Origin of the sequence: Erwinia tracheiphila (assembly GCF_021365465.1) — a bacterium.
Taxonomy (GTDB): Bacteria; Pseudomonadota; Gammaproteobacteria; order Enterobacterales; family Enterobacteriaceae; genus Erwinia; species Erwinia tracheiphila.
In genome coordinates, this window is sequence record NZ_CP089932.1 from 67,854 (window position 1) to 92,027 (window position 24,174).

The 24,174-nt window shown below is 50.9% G+C and carries 18 protein-coding genes and 6 pseudogenes; 16 read left to right on the forward strand and 8 right to left on the reverse strand.

Features of this window, described 5'->3' with window-relative positions:
* Positions 1-252: 252 nt before the first annotated feature.
* On the forward strand, positions 253-735 hold the full coding sequence (locus tag LU633_RS00355) for an RcnB family protein (RefSeq protein WP_016193026.1): 483 nt from the start codon (positions 253-255) through the stop codon (positions 733-735).
* A gap of 29 nt (positions 736-764) precedes the next feature.
* On the opposite strand, the gene LU633_RS00360 is transcribed toward LU633_RS00355, so the two are convergent.
* Positions 765-1,355, reverse strand: a complete 591-nt coding sequence (locus LU633_RS00360) for an HD domain-containing protein (protein ID WP_016193025.1) — start codon at positions 1,353-1,355, stop codon at positions 765-767.
* A gap of 61 nt (positions 1,356-1,416) precedes the next feature.
* Between LU633_RS00360 and LU633_RS00365 the strand changes: the two genes are divergently transcribed.
* The 3 genes and pseudogenes from LU633_RS00365 (at position 1,417) to eptB (ending at position 4,385) form a co-directional block, all read left to right on the forward strand.
* Complete coding sequence (locus tag LU633_RS00365; RefSeq protein WP_016193024.1) at positions 1,417-1,875, forward strand: MarR family winged helix-turn-helix transcriptional regulator; 459 nt, start codon at positions 1,417-1,419, stop codon at positions 1,873-1,875.
* Positions 1,876-1,980: 105 nt separating this feature from the next.
* Positions 1,981-2,409, forward strand: coding sequence for an organic hydroperoxide resistance protein (locus tag LU633_RS00370; RefSeq protein ID WP_016193023.1), 429 nt, complete (start codon positions 1,981-1,983; stop codon positions 2,407-2,409).
* Between the two features lie 277 nt (positions 2,410-2,686).
* Positions 2,687-4,385, forward strand: a pseudogene (gene eptB, locus LU633_RS00375) (kdo(2)-lipid A phosphoethanolamine 7''-transferase).
* A 93-nt stretch (positions 4,386-4,478) separates the two neighbouring features.
* Here eptB and cirA read toward each other — a convergent pair.
* Together cirA and LU633_RS00385 are read right to left on the reverse strand one after the other, a co-directional pair.
* Positions 4,479-6,440, reverse strand: coding sequence for a catecholate siderophore receptor CirA (cirA, locus tag LU633_RS00380; RefSeq protein ID WP_016193022.1), 1,962 nt, complete (start codon positions 6,438-6,440; stop codon positions 4,479-4,481).
* A gap of 48 nt (positions 6,441-6,488) precedes the next feature.
* The gene (locus LU633_RS00385; RefSeq protein ID WP_016193021.1) at positions 6,489-7,640 is read right to left on the reverse strand and encodes an ABC transporter substrate-binding protein; all 1,152 of its coding nucleotides are present in this window, start codon (positions 7,638-7,640) and stop codon (positions 6,489-6,491) included.
* Positions 7,641-8,221: 581 nt separating this feature from the next.
* On the opposite strand from LU633_RS00385, the pseudogene LU633_RS00390 reads away from it, so the two are divergent.
* The 11 genes and pseudogenes from LU633_RS00390 to LU633_RS00440 form a co-directional block, all read left to right on the forward strand.
* Positions 8,222-8,561 (forward strand): annotated as a pseudogene (locus tag LU633_RS00390) (SMR family transporter).
* Positions 8,562-9,175: 614 nt separating this feature from the next.
* Positions 9,176-10,786: a dipeptide ABC transporter periplasmic-binding protein DppA gene (dppA, locus tag LU633_RS00395; RefSeq protein WP_016193019.1), complete on the forward strand. Its 1,611-nt coding sequence runs from the start codon at positions 9,176-9,178 to the stop codon at positions 10,784-10,786.
* A 212-nt stretch (positions 10,787-10,998) separates the two neighbouring features.
* Positions 10,999-12,018, forward strand: coding sequence for a dipeptide ABC transporter permease DppB (dppB, locus tag LU633_RS00400; protein WP_016193018.1), 1,020 nt, complete (start codon positions 10,999-11,001; stop codon positions 12,016-12,018).
* A 10-nt stretch (positions 12,019-12,028) separates the two neighbouring features.
* A complete protein-coding gene (dppC, locus tag LU633_RS00405) occupies positions 12,029-12,931 on the forward strand; it encodes a dipeptide ABC transporter permease DppC (RefSeq protein ID WP_016193017.1) in 903 nt (300 codons plus the stop codon).
* Positions 12,932-12,940: 9 nt separating this feature from the next.
* On the forward strand, positions 12,941-13,927 hold the full coding sequence (dppD, locus tag LU633_RS00410; RefSeq protein ID WP_016193016.1) for a dipeptide ABC transporter ATP-binding protein: 987 nt from the start codon (positions 12,941-12,943) through the stop codon (positions 13,925-13,927).
* Positions 13,899-14,918 (forward strand): dipeptide ABC transporter ATP-binding subunit DppF, encoded by a 1,020-nt coding sequence (gene dppF / locus LU633_RS00415; protein WP_152664292.1) that lies wholly within the window; start codon positions 13,899-13,901, stop codon positions 14,916-14,918. Before dppD ends, dppF begins: the two co-directional genes overlap by 29 nt.
* A 144-nt stretch (positions 14,919-15,062) precedes the next feature.
* Positions 15,063-16,091, forward strand: coding sequence for a hypothetical protein (locus LU633_RS00420; protein ID WP_046372112.1), 1,029 nt, complete (start codon positions 15,063-15,065; stop codon positions 16,089-16,091).
* Between the two features lie 31 nt (positions 16,092-16,122).
* A pseudogene (locus LU633_RS00425) lies at positions 16,123-16,466 on the forward strand (IS1 family transposase); the annotation flags it as partial.
* A 100-nt stretch (positions 16,467-16,566) separates the two neighbouring features.
* Positions 16,567-17,607, forward strand: a complete 1,041-nt coding sequence (locus tag LU633_RS00430; protein ID WP_046371813.1) for an IS481 family transposase — start codon at positions 16,567-16,569, stop codon at positions 17,605-17,607.
* Between the two features lie 58 nt (positions 17,608-17,665).
* A pseudogene (locus LU633_RS00435) lies at positions 17,666-18,028 on the forward strand (IS1 family transposase); the annotation flags it as partial.
* A 218-nt stretch (positions 18,029-18,246) separates the two neighbouring features.
* Positions 18,247-18,452: pseudogene (locus tag LU633_RS00440) on the forward strand (cellulose biosynthesis cyclic di-GMP-binding regulatory protein BcsB); the annotation flags it as partial.
* Between the two features lie 8 nt (positions 18,453-18,460).
* Here the strand turns inward: LU633_RS00440 and LU633_RS00445 are convergent.
* The 4 genes from LU633_RS00445 to LU633_RS00460 form a co-directional block, all read right to left on the reverse strand.
* Positions 18,461-19,801 (reverse strand): IS4 family transposase, encoded by a 1,341-nt coding sequence (locus tag LU633_RS00445; protein ID WP_046372113.1) that lies wholly within the window; start codon positions 19,799-19,801, stop codon positions 18,461-18,463.
* Positions 19,802-19,931: 130 nt separating this feature from the next.
* Positions 19,932-21,146 carry an IS91 family transposase gene (locus tag LU633_RS00450; RefSeq protein WP_046371879.1) on the reverse strand — a complete coding sequence of 405 codons (1,215 nt, stop codon included), beginning with the start codon at positions 21,144-21,146 and terminating at the stop codon, positions 19,932-19,934.
* An 8-nt stretch (positions 21,147-21,154) separates the two neighbouring features.
* The gene (locus LU633_RS00455; RefSeq protein WP_161796965.1) at positions 21,155-21,295 is read right to left on the reverse strand and encodes a hypothetical protein; all 141 of its coding nucleotides are present in this window, start codon (positions 21,293-21,295) and stop codon (positions 21,155-21,157) included.
* A gap of 533 nt (positions 21,296-21,828) precedes the next feature.
* Positions 21,829-23,052 carry an IS91 family transposase gene (locus LU633_RS00460; protein WP_046372114.1) on the reverse strand — a complete coding sequence of 408 codons (1,224 nt, stop codon included), beginning with the start codon at positions 23,050-23,052 and terminating at the stop codon, positions 21,829-21,831.
* A gap of 101 nt (positions 23,053-23,153) precedes the next feature.
* Between LU633_RS00460 and LU633_RS00465 the strand changes: the two are divergent.
* Positions 23,154-23,375, forward strand: a pseudogene (locus tag LU633_RS00465) (DDE-type integrase/transposase/recombinase); the annotation flags it as partial.
* Between the two features lie 159 nt (positions 23,376-23,534).
* On the opposite strand, the gene LU633_RS00470 reads toward LU633_RS00465, so the two are convergent.
* Positions 23,535-23,903, reverse strand: coding sequence for a hypothetical protein (locus LU633_RS00470; protein WP_152664222.1), 369 nt, complete (start codon positions 23,901-23,903; stop codon positions 23,535-23,537).
* Positions 23,904-24,174: the final 271 nt, after the last annotated feature.

Here is a 24,174-nt window from a genome sequence, read left to right on the forward strand (position 1 = left end):
TTGTCGCGATTTGTCTTCATTGTCTCACCCGGATACGATGGCGTTTCGCCAAACGGCCTCGCGCGTCAGGCACATTTCTGTTTTTTTAAATTTTGTGTATCTTCCTGCCGGAAACGCTTTATTTTCAATGGCGAAATGTTCAGCATTGCATTCCCGGCGTTTTGATGAGGCAAAATAGTAAAAAAGCGCCGGATTATTTTGTAGAATTCAGCGAATATGCCCGTAAAAGGCACTGTGCAATTTGGAGACACTATGAGTAAGTCAACGTATGTTTTGATCACCGCTATGCTAATGGGTGCGGTACCCCTTATCGCCAGTGCTGAAGGTGAGCAGGTTGCACCCGCTGTTACCGCTCCCGTAGCAGGTGTGGACGATCAAAGTCCTGGTAACCCGGAAGCAACAAACCCGGATACGCCAAAAGGCTCGTCGACGGGTGCCCAGGCTCAGGCAATGCAGAATCCGAATAGCGATGTACAAGAGCAACGCGATCCGGCCAACCCTTATGAAATAAAATCCTTTTTTGCTGATTTCCAGCGTTTCACCATTGGAAGCGTTATACCCGATCGCTACCGCACTAAAAAATATGAAATCGTTGACTGGAAAACCCGTAATCTTTCTGAGCCTGACGAAGGCACCAGCTGGACTTATATGGGGGGAAACTATGTGCTCTACAGCAAGGCAGATGGCAAAATCATCAAGGCTGAGTCTGGCGATATTTTCTATAAGCAGTCCTGACAGGCGGTTTTCTGCCGTTATCATCTCGCTCAGTCTGCCAGCGCGTATTGTTGCTGCTGACGTGTAAACCAGCTAACGGGGATGTGATAAGGTGCCTGGGTGAGCTGGTTGATGCTGCGCTCAATAATGCCTGACGCCTGCTGCAACAGCGTAGTATCGCCTTTCCTGAGCAGTGATATTTGCATGCGTTTCTCCACCAGATAAACGCTGGCAAAATCGGCATCAAACTGAATAATCGAGCGGGTATTATCAATGATATCTGCCAGTTTAATGGTTTGCGCCTCCGCTGAGATCTGCGCGCTGTGACGAAAATGAGCAACCTTTCGGGCTGCGCGGTTTGTCACTTCCGGCAGTTGATTATCTGTCAGCATCTCAACCAGTGTTGCCACCTCATCATCGAAATGCGTGCGGATATCACTCAGCGTGCCTGGTGTATCTTCAATGGTATCGTGAAGCCAGGCGGCGGCCAGCATCGCTTCATTGTGACCCACACTACGGATCAGCTCGACGACGGCGGCCGGATGAACGATATAGGGTTCGTCGGTATATTTGCGGCGCTGGCCTGCTGCTGCGTGCGCTTTGGTGGCATAGCGCCTGGCACGATCTTCCAGTGAATGCATCGCCGTTCTCCCCAAAATAAATTTCTTGCTATTATATAGTGAGATATCTATATCATGACCCATGACTACAGATAAAGATGACAAAGAAGCACAAGATCCGCCACTGTTGCTCGATAAACAGCTTTGTTTTGCGCTTTATTCCGCGAATCTGGCTTTAAACAAACTTTACCGACAGTTGCTGAGTGAACTGGATATTACCTATCCACAGTATCTGGTGATGTTGGTTTTGTGGGAGAAGGACAACGTGACCGTTTCGCAAATTGGTGGCCGTCTTTTTCTGGATTCAGCCACGCTGACGCCACTGCTGAAAAGACTGGAAAGCGCCGGGCTGCTTCATCGTCAGCGTTCGCGTAAAGATGAACGACAGGTGGTAATAACCCTTACCGCGCAGGGCCAGCAGTTGCGCAGTAAAGCTACGGGTATCCCGGATTCCATCGCCTGCGCCGCCCCCAGCGATGTCGCGACATTACAATCGCTTAAGCAGGAACTTGAAAGCCTGCGAGACAATCTTAACGGCTGATGTGTTAAGCATGTGGTGGAACGACGTTCTATAATTAAAATGAACTGATATAAATAGCGCACGATTTAATTGTGTAAATCAAAGTAAGACTAAAGGAGTCTAAACATGTCTTTAGAAAAAGTTGTATATCAGGCAAAAGCCAAAGCTACAGGTGGCCGTGATGGTCGCGCGACCTCTTCTGATGGCGTGCTGGATGTGAAACTGGGCGTACCAAAAGAAATGGGAGGTGCAGGTGGTGAGGTAACTAACCCTGAGCAGCTGTTTGCTGCCGGTTATTCTGCCTGCTTCCTGGGTGCAATGAAGTTCGTCGCGAACCGTGACAAAATTTCTATACCAAAAGACGCATTTATTGAAGGTGAAGTTGGCATTGGCCCATTGCCAACCGGCTTTGGTATTGAAGCGAAACTGAATATACATCTTGAAGGGATGGATGACGCGGAAGCGAAAAAGCTGGTTGATGCGGCACACATTGTTTGCCCTTATTCAAACGCGACCCGTAATAACATTGATGTAACGCTGAACATCATTAACTGATAGTAAACACTCACTGGGGTGGTGTCCGCTACCCCGCTATATCCCGCAACATCACCGCCTGTTCTGCTATTGATGACAGGATTAAGCCGACTTATTTCCATTAATATGTTTAACTACGCCATCTGTTGAGAAAGTTGCGTACCCGCTCTGAGCATAGTCCTGGGCGTTTTTTTACGGTTAAAAACGTATTGTTAATCCGAACTCTGACCTGATAGGAGGGCCTGATTAGCGTTCAGATTTGTTTAGAAGCTGTTTGAGTGATACCGGGAAAGGTTGCATAAATTATATAAAATCACTGAGCCGGCAGAAGCTGTCTTTTCTGCTGGCCTTTTATATTGGGATTTTCCTCAATCTTCCGGTGTTTTACCGTCGTTTCCATCCCTTTCTGACGCAATCTATCGCGTTAAACTGGTTTTCTGCGCTTGCAGAAGTGGTCGCGATTGTCTTGCTGACCTTTTTTCTGATCCGTCTGCTATCGCTGGGGGGGAATTTTCTGGCGTATCACCACGTCCCTGTTTGTGCTTATTTCCGTCTCTGCCAGCTATTACATGTGTTTCTTTAATGTGGTGATTGGCTACGGCATCATCGCTTCCGTGATGACCACTGATACCGACCTCTCGAAAGAAGTGGTTGGCTACCATTTCGCGCTATGGATGGCGTCAGTGAGCCTGGTGCCGCTGGTACTGATTTGGCGTAATGATTTGCGTCACACGCTGCCTGAACAGTTGAAAACCCGTGGGCAACGCCTGCAACCTCTGTCCGTTTTGCTACTGTCGGTGGCACTGGTCTGGCTGTCGATTCGCTATCTTGACCGCCAGCAAAATATTGCTGAAAGGCAAACAAATATCGATTTACCCAGCTATGGTGGCGTGGTGGCACATTCTTATCTCCCGTCAAACTGGCTCTCTGCACTGGGTTTATTTGTCTATAGCAGTCTCGACGAAAAAATGGACAGTAACGATTTGTTTAACCCGGCTGAACATTTTACCTATACCGCGCCAGCGGGGCTGGATGATACCTATGTCGTTTTTGTCATCGGTGAAACCACCCGCTGGGATCATATGGGGCTGTTGGGCTACGACCGTGACACCACACCTAAGCTTGCTAAAGAAAAGAATCTGGTGGTCTTTCGCGGCGAGTCCTGCAATACCGCAACGAAGCTCTCGCTGCGCTGTATGTTTGTGCGCGAAGGCGGCACGGATGACGGGCCTGGCAGAATGTTAAAAGAGCAAAATGTCTTTGCGGTACTGAAAAAGTTGGGTTTTAGTTCAGAGCTGTTCGCTATGCAGAGTGAAGTGTGGTTTTACAATAATACGGATACCGACAATTATGCGTTCCGGGAGCAGATAGGCTCTGAGCAGAAAAATCAGGGGAAATCGGTGGACGATATGCTGTTAATTCCTGAACTGAAAAAGTCACTTGATCGCCACCCAAATGGCAGGCATTTGGTGGTGTTGCATACCAAAGGCTCACATTATCTCTATTCGCAGCGTTATCCGCGTGATTACGCCCGCTATCAGCCGGAATGCATGGGCGTGGACGAAACCTGTAGCAAGGCGATGCTGATAAACGCCTTTGATAATTCCGTTCTCTATACCGATACCGTTCTGGACAGCGTATTCGATCAACTGCGTGATAAGAAAGCCATTGTTTTTTATGCGGCCGACCACGGTGAATCGATCGATGAAAACATGCACCTGCACAGTACGCCGCGCAACATGGCCCCGCCGGAGCAGTTCAGGGTACCGCTGATTGTTTGGGCTTCCGATAAATATCTGGCCGATCCGCGTAACCAGCATGCGTTTGACCGCCTGAAGGCTCAACAGCACACGGGCAAAACCCATCGTCACGTTGAGCTGTTCGACAGTATCATGGGTTGCCTTGGTTATACCTTTCCCAATGGCGGAATCAATGACGCCAACAACTGGTGTGCCGCTCCTGCCGGGACGTCACAGCCAGTGCCAGATAAAACCTGAATCCCGGCATCCGGTCATGCCTGTCCCGTTGTGTAACCGCAACGGTTTTTTATGAAACAGGGTTACCGGATGCCTTCAGCAGGGGGCATCACCTCAGAAACTGTAATCCACGGCGGCGAAATATCGTCGGCCGTCTTCGTTATAACTGTAATCGTCCCGGTTCAGATCTTTATCCGTCAGGTTAAGTATCCCGGCACGCAGTTTCACGTTTTTACCGATCTGATAAGAACCGCCTGTGTTCCAGAGGGTATAGCCGCCCGGCGTGGCGTTACCGTCGGTGACGGTGCGGCTTTTGCCTCTGTAGTTGGCGGAAAGATAAAGGCTCCAGTCCGCGAACGGTTTCCAGTCGAGCGTCGCATTGCTGGTGTGGAACTGCAGCTCGGACAGGGGTTTATTGCCGCCTTGACTCAGGTTGCGGGCGTCGTTGTAGGTATAGTTGAGCTTGAGGCGCAGTGTCTCGAAAAGTGGTAAACCCAGCTCTGTTTCCACACCGCGGATGCGCGCTTTGTTGACGTTGTAATACTGGAATATCGGATTGCCGCTGGTATCGAAACCGACAAAATTTGGATAGCGCTGTGCCAGTTGACGGTTAGCGGTACGGACCACGGTAATCATATCGTCGATATCGTTCTGGAAGACGGTCGCACTGGCGGTCACATCGTCCTGCCCGGCGTAATACAGGCCAAGCTCAACACTTTCACTGGTTTCGGCTCTCAGGTCTTTGCTGCCCGCGACATTACAGCTGCCACGGCAGGACACGCTTTGCCAGTCGGGACTCAGTTGCAGTAGGGACGGTGCTTTGAAGGCGGAGGCCCAACCGCCTTTTAGCGTCACGTTGTCAGTGGCGTTCCAGACCAGGTAGAGGCGTGGACTCCAGTTGACACCATAGTTTTGATGATCGTCCATGCGCACACCGCCGGTCAGTGCAAAACTTTCGAAGAGTCGCCACTCGTCTTCGAGGAACAGGGCGTACTGATTAGCCTGAGCGGTACCGCCGTTTTTCATGTTGATACGGTCATCCAGCCTGTCGTTGCGGTATTCGCCACCCAACGTCAGCAACTGACTGTATTCGTCCAGCGGGACGACCACTTTGCCATCGAGCACGTTGTTCTTCGAGGTGATGGCGGCCGCATTTTTATTCCTGATGTTTTCACCGTAAAAACGCAGGTCAGTATTTGCCCATCCCCAGCGACCATTATGGCCGACAGCATAGTTTTCACGTTCGAGACGATTTTTATTTAGCGTGTCGGAATGGCGATCCTGACGGTCACGACCGTAGCTCATGGTGATATCCTGCTCCTTATCCGGCGTCAGAGAGAATTCAACATTGGCATTGCGGGAAGTGTAACCTTCGATACGGGGTTGGCCGGTACTGCCGCTGGCGGAACTGGCGCGATCTTTCTCGCGTTTCCCCAGGGCGCCATAGACTTTTACCGCCAGTAAATCATCCATCAGCGGACCGCTGGCGAAGAAATTACCGTTACCACTGTCACCACGATCACGGTGTTCCTGAATGGTGGTATCCGCACTCAGGGTGCCATGCCACGCTGTTTCCCCCTTACGGGTAATAATATTGACCACGCCGCCCAACGCATCTGATCCGTACAACGATGACATCGGTCCACGCACTACTTCAATACGTTCGATAGATTCAGCAGGGATCCAATTTAAATCGAAATCGTTATGCCGAAAAACTGCGTTGCGCGAATTGACTCGTTTGCCATCGACCAGGATCAGCGTATAGCCGCTGCCCAGTCCACGGATACTGACGCCCTGACGGTTGTCGCTCTCATTGGTGAGCTGCACGCCTGGCACATCTTTCAGTACCGCCGCGAGATTCTGGACCGGTTTCTTTTGCAGGTCTTCCCGGGTAATCACGCTGATACTGGCAGGTGCATCGTTAAGGCTTTGTGCAACCGCAGAGGCGGTGACCACCATCTGTTCTGTTTTTTCGTCGATGCTGCTGGTGTCTTCAGCCATGACAGCACAGGCGGTACAGATAAGCGGTGCGAGCAGTCCGGTTTTAACTGTCGGTATAATGTTAACGCTAATCATGTGTTCTCTCCTTGAGATAAAGCCCCGTCAGCACGGGGCGATGCCCTTTTAGTCAGTCCAGTAAGTGCCTGTCGGCTCGATGGCGAGAAACTGCTTATAGAGCTGCTGCTGCGTTTGCTGGGGATCGAGGTCGGCAAATTTCTGCGGATAGAAAGATTTGGCAAAAACCTGCACGGCCAGCACGTTATATGGCGAATTGTAATAGTTATGCCAGATGCCAACGTGGCGGCCCTTTTTGACCGCATCAAGCGTGTCGATGCCTTTCCGCGCCAACAGGGGAGTGAGGCTGGCACGTGCCTGTTCCGGCGTGGCCTGTGCGCCCAGAACCAGCCCGGACGGTACCGGAGCGCCTGCTTTCGGCGGCTTACTGCCACCTGTGAGCAGGTAAACATCGGGCTGTACATCGATGACTTTTTCAAGATTCACCAGCCCCAGCGGTCCCGGTAGCAGCGGTTTGGCGATATTCACGCCACCCACCTGCTCGATAAAGTCACCCATGTTACCGTTACCGGCTGAGTGGCAGCATTCAGCGGTTGTTGTTGCGCGCAGTTCGATGAAGACTTTAGGCCTGCCCTGCTCAGGAATATCGTTGATAACGTCGGTGACGCGCTGAATGTGATCCTGATAGAAGCGGATATAATCCTGCGCCTGTTTTTCACGGTTCAGCACTTTTCCCAACAGCGCCATGCTGGGTAGCGTGTTCTTTCGCGGTGACGTACGGAAATCAACAAACACCACCGGTACGCCAGCTTTCTGCAGCTGGTTAACCAGCTCACTTTTGAGGCCCGGACCGTGTCCTGATAAACCGAAGATAGCCAGCTGCGGATTCAGCGTAAGCACTTTTTCCGGGCTGATACTGTCGGCGCTGCTTTTACCAATCAGAGGGATGTTGTCTATTTGCGGAAATTTGGCCTGGTAAATGGCGTAGGTTTGCGTATCCAGCATGCGGAAATCGCCTTGCCAGCCGACAATCCTGTCTAAGGGTTTCTGACCTTCCAGCAGGGAAATGGCGTAAAATAACCGACCTTCGCCCAGTAAAATACGCTGAATATCATCCGGCACCGTGACGGTTCGCCCGGCGATATCCGTCACGGTCACCGCCTGTGCCGCAACACTTATCAGGCCCAGTATTAATCCTGCGACTCCTCTCGCCATTCGTTTGCCGGAAAGCGTACTCGTCCTGTTCTGCTGATTTTTCATCTTCTTCCTGTCTCCTTGGGTTTCCATGAAGTGCAATGAATTGTAAGTGAATGATAATGATTATCAATTTTTTTTACATAAATCATCAGTAAGTGTAAAGAAGGAGGGCGCAGTCATCGGGTCGTGTAGTCTTACTCTATGAATATAAAAGAGAAATATCTGGAAACATTCTTGCTAAATAGTCTTTAGTACTGATAACTTTCCTAAATTCAATGGATGCGAAAAGATTTATGTTTGAATTCGGTATAGTCACTATCCTGAATAATTCAGATCTGTCTGAGAGAGTTTGCTATTTCTCACGGGTGTTCATGATGCAACGCTGTTGTTGTTCAGAACGTCGTTTTCCAGTGAGTTATTTGCTCAAATTGGTCCTGGCCGGGGGCTGTTGTGTAAGACATTTTAATTCTTGTGCAGAATCAATGAACTTAATTCAGGTACAGGGACGATTTGCCTGCCTCAGGCTGAGGTAAAAGGTTGTCAGCTTTACTCTTCCAGCACGTTCTTCACCGACTGGCTGTTAGTTACCGGCAGCTACGGTTGGGAACTGTGGATTTACCCAATAAAGCCTTAACGGGCGCTTAATGACAGGAATCTATTTGCCGCTTTTGATCGCCATCATTCCTGAAGTTATTGGCACCACGTTATTAAAGCCATCAGAGAGTTTTACCCGATTCTGGCCCAGTGTGGGGAGGTCGTATCTTATAGCGTGGCGTTTTACTGCCTTTCTCTTCTCTCACGCTCCAGCACATGCCTGTCGGCGTAACCTATGCCATCTGGTCTGGCGTCGGCATTGTACTGATTTCGCTGGTCGTCTGGTTATGGCATGGCCAATATCTGGATTCACCAGCAATAATCGGCCTGGTGTTTATTGTTGCAGGCGGAGTCATTATTAATACGCTCTCATGTGCGGTTTTCCATTAACGTTTCTTTCTTTAAAACGGGCACAAGGTTTTTATGCCGTGCTGTTGATTAAAAACGATCAGCAATAATAGTATTTATCACCGTACTGGGCACCCTGTTTCTTTGCAATCAGGCGCTTAATTTGCGCCGCATTTTTTTAATGTCCTTTTCTAACATATTGTTTATATTTTGCACTCTTGTTGCAGAATATTCGGCTGATTGCGCAGCCATAAGCAAAGCGTATCTTTCACGGACGTACAGGTTGGTGGTTTTTTTAATGGTTTTTTTTCGAAGAAAATATCTGTAAAGAGTTTTTTTTGAAAAATATAAATCTGCTTTTTTTTAATTATTAGGTTTATGGAACCAGAAAAAAGCGGTTTTTCTTTTTATTGTGTTATCAGCTGTTACCCCGTTGATCGTGTAAATAGCTCAATGCTGTATTGACCTTCTTTGCAACTGTTGACAAATTGAAGCTTCAGTGAGGAAGGATGCGGATTTGTCTGATGGTTTTCATCTTCAGCACTTACCCGACTTAATCCCCTTCAGCCGCCGTAAGGCCAGACGTCAGGATTGCATTAAAAAAACAATGTCCGACGCACATGCACACAACAACACATCATCATTGGAGCAGAAGCATGCGTATTTCCGTGGCTAAGACAGGAATGCTAAAGGTCGGGTTGAGCCTGATCGCCTTGACCGTTTCCGCTGGCGTTCAGGCTAAAACCCTGGTTTATTGCTCAGAGGGTTCACCCGAAGGATTTAACCCGCAGCTGTTTACTTCTGGCACGACCTATGACGCCAGTTCTGTGCCGATCTACAATCGCCTGGTTGAATTCAAAACGGGTACCACTGAGCTTCAGCCAGGCCTGGCTGAAAAGTGGGATATCAGCGCTGATGGCAAGACCTACACATTTCACCTGCGTGAAGGCGTAAAGTGGCAGACCACCAAAGATTTCAAGCCGGGACGTGACTTCAATGCGGATGACGTTGTATTTTCCTTTGAACGTCAGCTGGATAAAAATAATAAGTACCACAGCGTGTCTGGCGGCAGCTATGAATACTTTGAAGGCATGGATATGCCGAAAATCATTGAGAAAGTTGAGAAAGTCGATGACCATACTGTCCGTTTTGTTCTGACCCGGTCAGAAGCGCCATTCCTTGCCGACCTGGGCATGGACTTTGCCTCTATACTCTCAGCGGAATACGCCGATAACATGCTCAAGGCGGGCACGCCGGAAAAGCTGGATTTGAACCCGGTTGGTACAGGCCCGTTCCAACTGATGCAGTACCAAAAAGATTCCCGCATCCTTTACAAAGCATTTGACCAGTACTGGGGTAACAAGCCAAAAATCGACCGTCTGGTCTTCTCTGTCACGCCAGATGCCTCCGTCCGCTACGCTAAGTTGCAAAAAGGCGAGTGCCAGGTCATCCCTTTCCCGAATCCGGCTGACCTCGCCCGTATGAAGGAAGATAAAAACATCAACCTGATGCAAATTCCGGGTCTGAACGTTGGCTATCTTGCGTTCAATACCGAGAAAAAACCGCTGGATAACGTCAAAGTGCGTCAGGCGCTGATCATGGCAGTCAACAAAAAAGCGATCATTGATGCGGTCTATCAGGGTGCCGGACAAACCGCGAAGAACCTGATTCCACCTACGATGTGGGGCTATAACGATGCGGTGCAGGATTACCCTTACGATACGGAAAAAGCCAAAGCGCTGCTGAAAGAAGCGGGGCTGGCGGACGGGTTTACCATTGATCTGTGGGCAATGCCGGTACAACGTCCCTATAACCCGAATGCCCGTCGTATGGCGGAGATGGTGCAAAACGACTGGGCGAAAATTGGCGTGAAAGCCAAAATTGTTACCTACGAATGGGGCGAATACCTGAAGCGGGCGAAAGCGGGCGAGCACCAAACCGTGATGATGGGTTGGACAGGTGACAATGGCGACCCGGACAATTTCTTTGCCACCCTGTTCAGCTGTGCCGCTGCGAAAGAGGGTTCCAACTACTCCCGCTGGTGTTACAAGCCGTTTGAAGAACTGATCCAACCCGCGCGTGCCGAGGCCGATCACAACAAGCGTGTTGAATACTACAAGCAGGCTCAGGTGATGATGCATGAGCAAGCACCTGCATTAATCATTGCGCATTCCACGGTTTATGAGCCGGTTAGCAAGAAAGTGTCAGGTTACGTGGTGGACCCATTAGGTAAACATCACTTCGATAACGTCGACATTAAGGAATAAGGTTCTGTGCCGGAACACCGGCCGTTCCATGCTCTCCACAGGGTCGGTTCCCGGCCCGATTCAGGCGATACCGCACGGAAGTTCAACCGTCCGAAAGCAAAATGGTAAAGACGCCCAACAAGGCGTCGCGGCTGTCAGCATCTGGCCGCAGGATGTGAGCAAATATAATTCTGCAGGCAACGACCTGCGGAAAATTACAGAGAATCCGGATTATGTTGCAGTTCATACTCCGACGTTTGGGACTTGTCATCCCGACGTTTATTGGTATCACCTTACTTACTTTCGCGTTTGTGCATATGATCCCCGGCGACCCGGTGCTGATTATGGCAGGCGAACGCGGCATGTCACCAGAGCGTCACGCACAGCTTCTGGCCCAGATGGGGCTGGATAAGCCATTGTGGCAACAATATATTGCCTACATTCAGGGCGTGCTCCACGGCGATCTTGGTATCTCCCTGAAAAGCCGTATTCCCGTCTGGCAGGAATTCGTTCCACGTTTTAAAGCGACGCTGGAACTGGGCATCTGCGCGATGATTTTCGCCATTGCCGTCGGCATCCCGGTGGGGGTGCTGGCGGCGGTAAAACGCGGCTCCATTTTCGACCACACTGCCGTGGGTATCTCCTTAACCGGTTATTCCATGCCGATTTTTTGGTGGGGAATGATGCTGATTATGCTGGTGTCAGTGCAGCTGAACCTGACACCGGTGGCGGGGCGTATTGGCGACACGGTATTCCTTGATGACAGCAAGCCGCTCACCGGGTTTATGCTGATCGATACCTTGCTGTGGGGTGAACCCGGCGACGTTAAAGACGCGGTAATGCACATGATCCTGCCTGCCATTGTGCTGGGAACGATACCGCTGGCGGTCATCGTGCGCATGACGCGCTCGGCGATGCTGGAGGTATTGGGTGAGGATTATATCCGTACCGCACGCGCGAAAGGTCTGACCCCGCTGCGGGTGATCGTGGTCCATGCCCTACGTAATGCGATGCTGCCGGTAGTGACCGTCATTGGGTTGCAGGTGGGGACGCTGCTGGCGGGAGCCATCCTGACCGAGACAATTTTCTCGTGGCCAGGGTTGGGTCGCTGGCTGATCGATGCACTGCAACGCCGCGACTATCCGGTTGTACAGAGCGGTGTGCTGATGGTGGCCACGCTGATTATTCTGGTCAACCTGCTGGTTGATCTCCTCTATGGCGTGGTCAACCCGCGCATTCGTCATAAAAAATAACGGGGGCTGCATGTCTTTAGTCGATTCTGGCAGCGTGACTGCTGCACCCAAGCCGATGACCCCGTTTCAGGAATTCTGGCACTACTTCAAGCGTAATAAAGGCGCGGTGGCGGGTCTGGTTTACGTCGTGTTGATGTTTCTTATCGCGGTGTTTGCCAATTTTCTTGCCCCGCACGCGCCTGCCGAGCAGTTTCGCGAGGCGTTACTGCACCCACCGGTTTGGCAGAAAGGCGGCAGCTGGCAGTTTATTCTGGGTACCGATGACGTTGGCCGCGATGTGCTGTCGCGCCTGATGTATGGCGCACGTCTTTCGCTGTTGGTGGGATGTCTGGTAGTGGTGCTGTCGCTGATCCTTGGCGTGATTTTTGGCCTGATCGCTGGTTATGTTGGCAGCGCGACCGATGCGATCATTATGCGTCTGGTGGATATCATGCTGGCGCTGCCAAGTCTGTTACTGGCGCTGGTGCTGGTGGCGATTTTTGGTCCGTCAATTATTAACGCATCTGTCGCGCTGACCTTTGTTGCATTGCCGCATTACATCCGACTGACCCGCGCGGCGGTGCTGGTTGAAGTCAGCCGCGACTATGTCACCGCCTCAGGCGTGGCCGGAGCGGGGGCGGTGCGGCAGATGTTTGTCAATATTTTGCCGAATTGTCTCGCGCCGCTGATTGTGCAGGCTTCACTGGGTTTCTCAAACGCTATCCTTGATATGGCTGCGCTGGGCTTTTTGGGTATGGGAGCACAACCGCCGACGCCGGAATGGGGCACGATGCTTTCCGACGTGTTGCAGTACGCGCAAAGTGCCTGGTGGGTGGTCACCTTCCCCGGCGTGGCGATTCTGCTGACGGTGCTGGCATTTAACCTGATGGGTGACGGTTTACGTGATGCCCTCGATCCCAAACTCAAGCAGTAAGAGGCGCAGATGGCATTATTAAACGTAGACAAACTTTCAGTGCATTTCGGTGACGAAAAAGCGCCATTTCGGGCGGTTGACCGCATCAGCTATCAGGTTGAACAGGGGCAGGTTGTGGGGATTGTCGGCGAATCCGGCTCTGGAAAATCGGTTAGTTCGCTGGCGCTTATGGGGCTTATTGATTATCCTGGTAAGGTGATGGCCGACAAGCTGGAATTTAACCAGCGCGACCTGAAACGTATCTCGGAAAAAAAACGGCGTCAGCTGGTTGGCTCGGAAGTGGCGATGATTTTCCAGGACCCGATGACCAGCCTGAACCCGTGCTACACCGTAGGCTTTCAGATTATGGAAGCGATAAAAGTACACCAGGGTGGCAATAAAAAAACCCGCCGCCGGCGTGCCATCGATTTGCTTACGCAGGTTGGTATCCCCGATCCGGCATCCCGTCTGGATGTTTACCCGCATCAGCTTTCTGGTGGCATGAGCCAGCGCGTGATGATCGCCATGGCGATTGCCTGTCGACCAGGGCTGCTGATTGCTGACGAACCTACCACGGCGCTCGACGTCACCATCCAGGCGCAGATTATAGAGTTGCTGCTGGAATTACAGCGTCAGGAAAACATGGCGTTGATTCTGATCACACATGATCTGGCACTGGTGGCCGAAGCGGCCCAGCACATTATCGTCATGTACGCCGGGCAGGTGGTGGAAACTGGCAGGGCGGCGGATATCTTCAAGGCTCCGCGTCATCCGTATACTCAGGCGCTGCTGCGTGCGCTGCCGGAGTTCGCCGCCGACAAGGCGCGTCTTGCCTCACTGCCAGGCGTGGTGCCAGGCAAGTACGATCGTCCCAATGGTTGTTTACTCAACCCGCGCTGCCCCTATGCGGATGACCTTTGCCGAACCGTTGAGCCTCAATTACGTGATATTCCAGGACGTCAGTCCAAATGTCATTATCCACTGGACGATGCCGGGAGACCGACCTGTGAAGCCTGAAAATAGGAATACTGCATTGCTGATGCAGGTGATCGATCTGAAAAAACACTATCCAGTGAAGAAAGGGCTGTTTAGCCAGGAACGTCTGGTAAAAGCGCTGGATGGTGTCTCGTTTAACCTCGAACGCGGCAAAACACTGGCGGTGGTGGGTGAATCTGGCTGTGGCAAATCGACGCTGGGGCGTCTGCTGACCATGATTGAAACGCCAACCGAAGGCCGACTGTTTTATCAGGGGCAGGATTTGTTAAAACACGATCCAGCCGCGCAGAAATTGCGGCGTCAGAAGATCCAGATCGTCTTTCAAAATCCTTATGGATCGCTCAATCCACGCAAGAAAATCAGCCAGATCCTTGAAGAGCCGCTGTTGATTAACACAGGCCTGAGCAAAGCGGAACGGCGGGAAAAAACCCTGGAGATGATGGAAAAAGTTGGCCTGAAAACTGAGCATTACGACCGTTATCCGCATATGTTCTCCGGTGGCCAGCGTCAGCGTATCGCTATTGCCCGTGGATTAATGCTCGATCCAGACGTGCTGATTGCTGATGAACCGGTATCGGCGCTGGACGTATCGGTACGCGCCCAGGTACTGAATCTGATGATGGATCTGCAACAGGAACTGGGGCTTTCCTATGTCTTTATCTCCCATGATTTGTCGGTAGTGGAACACATTGCGGACGAGGTGATGGTGATGTATCTCGGCCGTTGCGTGGAGCAGGGCAGCAAGGTGTCCATCTTCAGCAACCCACGTCACCCCTACACTCAGGCTCTACTGTCTGCCACACCGCGCCTGAAACCAGATGAACGCTGTGAACGCATCAAATTAACCGGTGAATTGCCCAGCCCGCTAAACCCACCGCCGGGTTGTGCATTTAACGCACGCTGCCGCCGCCGTTTCAGCCCCTGTCTTCAGCTGCAACCGCAGCTGAAGACGTATGGCGACCAGCAAATCGCCTGCTTTGCGGTGGATCAGGAAGAAAATCTCGCCAGCTGATAGTGAATGCTTTCCGGTAATTTTTCTTTCGCGCATTACTGGAAATTCAGTGCTTTCTTCAGAATAGAAAATCGTTTTTTGGTATCTATAGCCTGCCTGGATAAGTAGGCTAAAAATCATGAAATTACGAAAGAGGAAACGCCATTGAAGCTATCTGATTCTGCATTACCAAATGTGAAGCAACATAACCTGTATAGTTTTCAAGAGCTGGCATATCAAGCCAAATCGAAAGGTAAAGTCACTTATGGCGATCTGAAAACATGTCTGAAAAATGTATCCGTGAGTTCTGAGGAAATATTCCACCAAGAAGATTCAAGGCATTGTACTCTTTTTAGAGAGCTAGTTAATATATTAAAGCAGCAGCAGAGTAAGTGTTTTAATAAAAAGATGAAGTTAATTTCACATGTTTTTTCAGTTGTCTGTCAGGGAGATAAATCTTCGGACACTTGTGAAAAAAATGCCAATACTGATCTAAAGGGATTGCGGGAATATGGTGATGTCAATGTTCGAGTAAATAATTATTCGAACCGTAGATATAATAATGATCGTTATTTATCTTCAATGAATAGTACTTTTCCTGAACGTTATGCAAATGCACAACACGGAAATTTATGGCGAGATATGAGAAATACTCGTGGCGAAATGACAACGCTTCCTGAAAGACGCGACACTGCTTCCTCAATAGAATCCTATGACACATTTTATGAAGAAGTATATTACGAGCAGGAACCTGTTTATCAAGAAATAAATTTGGATAAAACGTCTTTCCATGAAGGAAGCCGTAACAGGAGTGAACCTGTTTATGCTGTTGTAAATAAGAAAAAAACCAGCCAGAAAGATACGATTAAGGTCATGGATTGTCTGGTAAAGTTGGAAAGTAACATTAAAAATTTGAGTGCTGTTGAGTTATCAATCAAAAATAAAATTGTGATGAAGAAGTTAAATGAGATTATCAATGATGTAAAAAAGACTATCAATGCACCAGCCGCCAAAAATATAAATATGGAGGAATTTTTGGGGAAGGTTGATAAAATTGTTGTTCAACCTGATGCATCCTTCAGCGTTAATGCCGATTTGGAAAATGCCATAAAGTATATGAAAGATTCTTTGGTGTATATCAATACTGTCTTGAATAAAAAGACGCAAATTTCGGTCGTGACGCAGACTTGCTGATCACGTATGCTTTGCGCTTTGGATGTAACATATGGCTAAAGTTGATGTCGTCTGCCCTCAGTGCAATGAAACTCATGCTGTACGATGTAACGGACATTCAGCATCCGGTGCCCAACGTTACATCTGCAAGCATTGTTCAAAGACCTTTCTGCTCAACTTTAGCTACTCCGGTGCCAAACCAGACACACACCAGACCATTGTTAATATGGCCATGAATGGTTCCGGATGTCGCGATACCGCACGGGTTCTCGGTATCAGCCTCAATACGGTTCTGCGGCACGTAAAAAAATTTCGCCAAAGCAGGTAGCTGAGAATATCGACCCCGAAACGGAGGTTGTTATCTGCTGTGAAGCCGGTGAACAATGGTCTTACGTGTATTAGTCGCGACTTGATCTGACACTGGACCTTGAAAGGTTGAGAGTTACCGGTTTTGATATGGGTGTCTAATCCTTAAACAAAACGCGAGGTAACTCTCATGATTCATACTAACAATCCCATCATCAAACACAAAGCCGGCCTGCTCAATCTCGCCGAAGAACTCGGTAACGTATCAAAAGCCTGCAAGATCATGGGCGTGTCACGCGACACGTTTTACCGTTATCAGGAACTGGCTGCTGAAGGCGGCATCGATGCGCTGATTAACCAGAACCGCCGCGTCCCCAACCTGAAGAACCGCGCCGACGAAGCCACTGAACGCGCTGTTGTTGAATATGCCGTTGAGTTCCCGGCCCACGGGCAACACCGGACCAGTAATGAGCTGCGTAAAAAAGGCGTGTTTATCTCCGGTAGCGGCGTGCGCTCCATCTGGCAACGGCACGACCTGGAGAACTTCCGTAAACGCCTGAAGGCACTTGAGGAAAAGGTCGCCAGAGAAGGCATCGTGCTTACCGACGCTCAAATCGCAGCGCTGGAGAAGAAGGCCCACGATGACGAGGCCAGCGGAGAAATCGAAACTGCTCACCCGGGTTATCTCGGGTCGCAGGACACCTTCTACGTGGGCAATCTGAAAGGTGTGGGTCGTATCTACCAGCAGACGTTCGTGGATACGTACTCGAAAGTGGCACACTGCAAGCTGTATACGAGTAAAACGCCGATCACCGCCGCAGACCTGCTCAATGATCGCGTACTGCCGTTCTACGAGGCTCAGGGACTGCCGATGCTGAGGATCCTGACCGACAGGGGAACGGAGTACTGTGGTAAGGTGGAGCAGCATGATTACCAGCTGTATCTGGCCATCAACGATATCGACCATACAAAAACGAAGGCGATGTCTCCGCAGACGAACGGCATCTGCGAGCGCTTCCATAAAACTATTTTGCAGGATTTTTATCAGGTTACGTTCCGTAAGAAGTTATACGAAGACCTGGAGAGCCTGCAAACGGATCTGGACAACTGGTTGTGGCATTACAATAATGAGCGAACTCATCAGGGAAAAATGTGCTGCGGGCGTACGCCAATGGCCACGTTACTTGATGGTAAACGAGTCTGGGCAGAAAAAAATCTGAACCAGATGTAATCTGACAGACACCTGTATAAATAACCGGTAACTGTCAGATCAGGTCTGAGTTAGTACATCTTACGTGCGGTGTAAAAGCAATCCCCGGTGGTTGTTCTATGCTTATGACCGTATCCGCAAACGTGCTCTGGCCCACGTCTTCGGCCCGAGAAATGCCCCGACCCTGCGACGATTGCTGGCCCTGTTAAGCAAATTTAACATTGCCTTTTATATGACAGATGCCTGGCCGGTTTATAAAGTTCTGTTAAGTGCAACAGGCCACGTGGTGAGCAAGAAATATACCCAACGGACAGAACGACATAATCTTAATCTTCGCACACATATCAAACGACTGACCCGCAGAACAATTTGCTTTTCGAAGTCAGAGGAAATGCACGATAAGATCATCGGTTGGTATCTTACTCTTCATCATTATCAATAAATCTGCGTCACGACCCAAATTTCAATGCAATAGTATTTACTAACGTCATTTTTGTATTGATGTTGCTTCTGTGAAAGTTAATATAGTCTGTCCTGACTAATTGATGCTATTTCAGACGATAATTCATTCAACACTTGTGCCATAAGGATATGTCGGGCAGGGTGTGACTAACCGGATTTCCACACTTCCTGCTTTTTCCACGAGCAGCCCCATGCTGACTGTCCAGCGTGGTAACGGTTGCGCAGATGGGCCAGCCCCGCGGCATTCTGCTAACCGGTGGTCAGCTTCAGTCCGGCATTGGCTTTACGCTGCCGTCTGACGAAGTGATCACCCACGCGCGGCTCAACCTGTCGCTGAAAGTCTCCAGGCACTGGTCGCCCGTAATACCTCGCTGCAATTAATGCTAAACGGTCAGCCGCAGGGTAATGCTGGTCACTTAAGGTGACCAGCAACCTTTTTATCCGGATATTTCCTGCTCTTTACCCTCAACTCTCTCGGGTAACTTCGCTCTCTTCTACCCGGTAACACAAGCCATTTCGCCTGTTCATACAGGGTTCTCAGTTCTCCCGGCATTTTTCCCGGCGAAGCCCAGGGCAGGGTTATCAGCATCCGGATTATTTCGCTTATCGCTCCACTGAAGCTCAGCTGGTAAGGCAGGTAATCTCCTTTCAGATGGAACGCCATCTGCACCATCTGATATCGCACCAGGTTATAAGCCAGCAGTACCCCCCATAGCTCCTGTCTCACCAGCTCCGGCAGGCGACTGCGTAATGTCCACCGGCTGTCCAGCATACCCTGCTTTGCTTCCCGGTAGCCCAGTTCTGTTTCCCAGCGGTGGCGATATAGCTCGCTGATATCTTTACCCGGATAGCGATTCGGGTCTGTCAGTGACGTCAGCACCTGCCTCTCTTTACCGTCTACCCTGCGGGTCAGCAGTCTTGCCACCATTTCTTCCGGGATCCCTGGCCATTGCTTCCTGGCTCGTGGACTGGTTTTCAGGCATATCAGTTCATCTCCACGCCCCAAACGGCGAACCACCTGATACTGTACGTGTTTTTTCAACGGCAACAACCAGTGACGGTGTTCTCCTGCTGTCTGCCAGTGATGAAGCAGACCCATCGAATAAAATCCCTTATCGAACAGGGTGATACTGTTATTCGGGGTTTTCTCCGTCAGGTGCTCAGCCAGCCGCATTTCACTGACTTTTTCACTGTCGAATGCACTGGCGGCGATCAGATGGCTGCTCAGCTCCATCAGACAAACCATTCGCACCTGAGGATAGCCGCCTTCGCCGTACTGGCTGCTGTGTTTACTGAAGACGGCTCTGTTTTCCGGCGTATCGGCGGTACGCCAGACCACGCCGTCGACAGCAAACAGATTCAGACCGTGCCATTTTGGATGTGCAGCCTGCTGATTCCAGTGCTGCTGTGTGATATCAAAAAGCTCCCGCACTGCATTTTCACCCAGAGTCTTACGGCGCTGAATGACAGCGCTGCGTGCGGTAAAAGGAGCTCCGGTCCGGTCAGTAATATCCATCAGATTGACGATTTCGGTCATCGGATGATCGCAAAAAATGGACATCCCAACGACAAGCCAAATCATGGATTCGAGGGAAAGTTTACGTTTACGCAAAGTAACGGTATCGGTCAGGGTGAGCGCCTGCTGAATAAGCTCGGGAGGAATAAGGTCGGCGAGACTACGGGCGCGCTCAGGAGTGGCGGCATTGATGATGCCGAGGGCCTGGGAAAGTTCATGGTTAGGAAACTGAATCATCGTTTTAAAAATTTCCTGACCATGAGCAGCAGTGTCTGTAATGCAGTAATGATGTGCCATCGGGAACGTTATGGTCATAAAATGGCATTTGCGGCGCGTTTTTAACCTGAAAGCTGTTTTTCAGACGCACTTATCCCGCAGTCTGTGCCAGAAGCCATCGTTTCCGGTCGATGTTATGCAGTCTTTCTGCCACCAACTCCGACGCGTGCCTCCCGGCCTGCGCACTGCTGAAGCGCAGTCGGTTGCCGCACAGAATGCATTTGTACGGATCCGTGCGCAGAAATTCTTTCATCAGCGCGGCGAAGCCGGGCTTCTCCGGTTTTTTCCGCGCTTCCATCTCCAGGGCTTCATACACCTTCGGCAGCAGGCTACCCCGTTTACGGTTTGATAAAAAACCGTAATAACGCACCATCTTAAAATGCTTCGCCGGGATATGGCTGATATAACGTCCGATCATATCTTCCTGCGTCAGCGTCTGCTGCCGGTACTGCTGCGTACGGTGGTCGTAATAGTGGTGCACCACCGCGCCGCCGCTGTAGTGCCTCAGCTTCGCCGCCGACACGGGGGGCCGTTTCAGGTACCGGCCCAGATATTTGACGCTCCGCCAGGCCCCCCGGGTCTTCTTCGCGAAGTGGACCTTCCAGCGGCGCCCGTACTGCGCCTGCAGATAGCGCAGCCACTGTTTTTTGTCGTGGATATGCCCCAGCCCCGGCAGCCTGCCGGGGTTAATCAGGTCATAGCTGTGGCGCAGCAGCCGGATGACGGCTCCGCGCCAGATTTCCTCCACGGCATGCTTTTTAAAGAAGAGGTCGCGCCATACGCCGTGTTTAATATCAAGCCCGCCGCGGGTGACGGAGAGATGAATGTGGGGATGCTGGTTGAGCTGGCGACCGTAGGTGTGCAGGGCGCAGAAGATACCGACTTCCACACCCTGTTTTCTGGCCCAGCGGAGCATGGCGCGGGTGGCTGCGCGGAACAGGGCATTGAGCAGAGGCCAGTTATTGTTGAAAAAGGGCCACAGCAGATGGGGCATGGTGAAGGTGATATGCTGCCAGTCGCAGTCGGGCAGAATTTGCTGTTGCTCTGTAATCCACTGCTCCGTGGCCTTATGTCCGCAGGAGCTGCAGCCTTTTGATTTACAGGTCTGGCAGAAGAAGCGGGTGTGGGTGCAGTCCGGGGAGGCGCAGCAGTATCGCTTCACCCCCATGGCAGCAGTGCCGCAGGCGAGCATGCGCTCGACGCAGAGTACGGTCCAGGGGCTGAGGGTGTCCCCGTGTTTATCCATATACCGGTTCCAGGCGTCATCAGTGGTGAACAGCAGTTTTGCCGGGCGCGGGATATACATGCGGCGGATTATCGCTCTGCAGTGGCACCGGTATTATAGTGCCAGTCGTCACAGTCATCGGCCCAGTTGTCGGTGTGTTTATCCCAGGGAGCGAAGGTCACCGGCAGCATGCCGGATTCTGTGGCGATAATAAACACATCGGCTGGCATGGACTCAAGGACGACATCGCCGTCGGGTGAGTCAGGCGGCTCAAAGCCGCGGATGATGCAGACGAGAGGCGGGTCGAAGTGTGTATCGAGGAAAAACTGTGGCCCCAGGTGGACACAGTGACGAATGGCATCCTGCGGAGTGTCGTAAAAAACTCGTCGGGGTCGTCATAATCGCTCCGGGGCGGAATGGACACCAGAAAACGCTTAGGATATCCGGGTATAGCGCGTCGGGACGAGGGCGTGGGTTTACGCTTTCTGGGGGCTTTGCTACGGGCCATGTGAATGATTTCCTGAGAAATTAACATACCGCAGAGTATAAAGCTGTGAGCCGGTCATGAACACCCTCGGAACGGCAGAGCCGTGACGCTCGCCCTGTAAGGGCGCTATGTTCATGGTTAGGAGATTGAATCGCCTCTTTTGAGATCGCCTGACCATGAAAAGTGGCACGATCTACTCCATTGCTGCTGCTGATCTGTGTGGGTTTTGATGTGAAAATGCCATCTTCGCCGTATTTTTAACCTGAAACCTGTTTTTCAGGCGCACCGATCCAGCTCAGGCATCCGCAGCCATCGTTTTTTCGCCATCTGATACAGCCTGTCAGAGAGCATTTTTGTGGCGTGATCACCCGCCACGGCGCCGGCAAAACGCAGCCGGCCTTTGCAGAGGATGCACTGGTACGGATCCGTGCCCAGGAAGCCTTTCATCAGCACCGCAAACCCGGGCCGCTTCGGTTTTTCCCGTACCGTCATCTCCAGCGCTTCGTAAACCTTCGGCAGCAGCGTGCCCCGCTTGCGGTTGGACAGAAAGCCGGAGTAGCGCACCATCTTAAAATGCCGCGCCGGAACGTGGCTGATATAGCGCCCGATCATCTCTTCCTGGCTCAGCATCTGGCGTTTATGCTTTCCCGTGCGGTGATCGAGATAGTGGTGAACCACCGCGCCACCGGCGTAGTGTCGCAGTCGTGAAGCCGACACTGGTGGCCGTTTCAGGTAGCGTCCGAGGTATTTAACGCTGTGCCAGGCTCCCCGGGTCTTCTTCGCGAAGTGTACCTTCCAGTGCCGGCCATACTGTGCCTTCAGGTAACGCCGCCACTGCTCCCCGTCGCGGATATGTCCCAGTCCCGGCAGGGTGCCGGGACTGACCCGCTCATAGCTGCTGCGCAGCAGGCGGATAACGGCACCCCGCCAGATTTCCTCCACGGCCTTCTTTTTGAAGAAAAGGCTGCGCCAGACGCCGTGCTTTACGTCAAGTCCACCGCGGGTGACGGAAACGTGGATGTGCGGATGCTGATTCAGCTGCCGGCCGTAGGTATGCAGGGCGCAGAAGATACCGACTTCTATACCCTGCCGACGCGCCCACTTCAGCATGGCGCGGGTGGCGCAGCGGAACAGGTCGTTGAGCAGGGGCCAGTTGTTGCTGAAGAACGGCCACAGTAAGTGCGGCATGGTGAAGGTGATGTGCTGCCATTCGCAGTCGGGCAGGACGTGCTGCTGCCCGGCTATCCACTGCTCAGTTGATTTCATGCCACATGCGCTGCAGGCCTTTGACTTGCAGCTCTGGCAGAAGAAGCGGGAGTGCGTGCAGTCCGGCGAGGCACAGCAGTAGCGGCGTACGCCCATGGCGCAGGTGCCACAGGCGAGCATGCGCTCAACGGAGAGTCGGGTCCAGTCGCTGATGTTGTCGCCGTGTTTTTCGAGGTAGCGGTTCCAGCCGTCATCGACGGTGAAGAGGAGTTTGGCGGGGCGGGGGATATGCATGGTTGCAGAGTATAAAGCGGAGCGCCGGTCATGCAAACACCCGAAGCTGCGCAGCAGGGCCGCTCACGCCAAAGGCGTGCTACGTTCTGGAGCAGGTTCTGGAGCAGGTTCACCGGAACATCAAACGACGGACGCGACCGATGCCGGGGTTCAAATCATTCCGGCGTGCTCAGACGATACTGGCAGGCATTGAATTAATCCAGATGATACGCAAAGGGCAATATCAGTATCCACAGGGTGCCGGATTATCTCCGGCTGAACAGTTTATCTGTTGGCTGCCTGAAAAGCCGGCAGCACAATTTTGGCTAACCTGTCTGTGCTAATGCGACAGAGCCGATGTCACTTAGCTAAATAGCTGCGCCTGATACCTCTACACCTGCCGTTTACTGATTAAGATATAGCTCGGTCAGGCAAAGAAAACAGCCCTGATAGCCTGCACTGCATGGGCTGGTTAAAAGTGGAGCATTATTCCGCGCAGCTATTTACTTATAATATTTAATTAATGGTTTTTTTCCGTTTAAAAAAACGGAAGCGCTTGGTCCTAATTGTTTTATACGGAAGTTTTCACTCGCAATATAATCAAAACAGTGATCATCCGAGAATTCACGAACAGTGAATGCAGCGGGTTTTATGATATATACATCTTGTGTTTTATGATCATGATTTGCTTTCATGCAAGATGAAATGTAGTTTAGCTCTCTTGGAGAAGCATAAAAACGTACTGAATTTGCTGATTTATTTAGATTTACCATTGACATTAAAACCGTGTTGGTTGTATCAGGAAATTCATCAGCGTTGACTGATAAAGAAAATAAAACAGGAGCGACTAAAAACATTCTGATGTTCATCATGATCAACCTTAATTTTGTCATATAGTTAAATAATTAATTATTCATCAGAAACCATACTAATTATCAATGAAAGTGCTGATGAATCTGTAGTGTATCTCAGGTGACTTTTAATATCCCAGCGTCTTACAGTTCAGATGTTTCAGACGATTACCTGGTATCAGGTTTTCACTCTATATATACGTTGTGTATGTGGCTTTTCAGCGAATGTGCACATTGGCAACTCTCTACTGTAATGCCCTGTAGCCATTTGTGCACCATAAAGCGACACTCA

What these genes read in the sequence shown, in the direction of transcription:
- LU633_RS00450 (WP_046371879.1), bottom strand. Translation starts at nt 21,146, where the DNA reads ATGTATATCCCGCGCCCGGCAAAACTGCTGTTCACCACTGATGACGCC.
- dppF (WP_152664292.1), top strand. Translation starts at nt 13,899, where the DNA reads ATGCCGGGAGACCGACCTGTGAAGCCTGAAAATAGGAATACTGCATTG.
- dppD (WP_016193016.1), top strand. Translation starts at nt 12,941, where the DNA reads ATGGCATTATTAAACGTAGACAAACTTTCAGTGCATTTCGGTGACGAA.
- LU633_RS00370 (WP_016193023.1), top strand. Translation starts at nt 1,981, where the DNA reads ATGTCTTTAGAAAAAGTTGTATATCAGGCAAAAGCCAAAGCTACAGGT.
- LU633_RS00445 (WP_046372113.1), bottom strand. Translation starts at nt 19,801, where the DNA reads ATGATTCAGTTTCCTAACCATGAACTTTCCCAGGCCCTCGGCATCATC.
- LU633_RS00360 (WP_016193025.1), bottom strand. Translation starts at nt 1,355, where the DNA reads ATGCATTCACTGGAAGATCGTGCCAGGCGCTATGCCACCAAAGCGCAC.
- dppA (WP_016193019.1), top strand. Translation starts at nt 9,176, where the DNA reads ATGCGTATTTCCGTGGCTAAGACAGGAATGCTAAAGGTCGGGTTGAGC.
- LU633_RS00455 (WP_161796965.1), bottom strand. Translation starts at nt 21,295, where the DNA reads ATGCCAGCCGATGTGTTTATTATCGCCACAGAATCCGGCATGCTGCCG.
- dppC (WP_016193017.1), top strand. Translation starts at nt 12,029, where the DNA reads ATGTCTTTAGTCGATTCTGGCAGCGTGACTGCTGCACCCAAGCCGATG.
- cirA (WP_016193022.1), bottom strand. Translation starts at nt 6,440, where the DNA reads ATGATTAGCGTTAACATTATACCGACAGTTAAAACCGGACTGCTCGCA.
- dppB (WP_016193018.1), top strand. Translation starts at nt 10,999, where the DNA reads ATGTTGCAGTTCATACTCCGACGTTTGGGACTTGTCATCCCGACGTTT.
- LU633_RS00430 (WP_046371813.1), top strand. Translation starts at nt 16,567, where the DNA reads ATGATTCATACTAACAATCCCATCATCAAACACAAAGCCGGCCTGCTC.
- LU633_RS00355 (WP_016193026.1), top strand. Translation starts at nt 253, where the DNA reads ATGAGTAAGTCAACGTATGTTTTGATCACCGCTATGCTAATGGGTGCG.
- LU633_RS00385 (WP_016193021.1), bottom strand. Translation starts at nt 7,640, where the DNA reads ATGAAAAATCAGCAGAACAGGACGAGTACGCTTTCCGGCAAACGAATG.
- LU633_RS00365 (WP_016193024.1), top strand. Translation starts at nt 1,417, where the DNA reads ATGACTACAGATAAAGATGACAAAGAAGCACAAGATCCGCCACTGTTG.
- LU633_RS00470 (WP_152664222.1), bottom strand. Translation starts at nt 23,903, where the DNA reads ATGATGAACATCAGAATGTTTTTAGTCGCTCCTGTTTTATTTTCTTTA.
- LU633_RS00460 (WP_046372114.1), bottom strand. Translation starts at nt 23,052, where the DNA reads ATGCATATCCCCCGCCCCGCCAAACTCCTCTTCACCGTCGATGACGGC.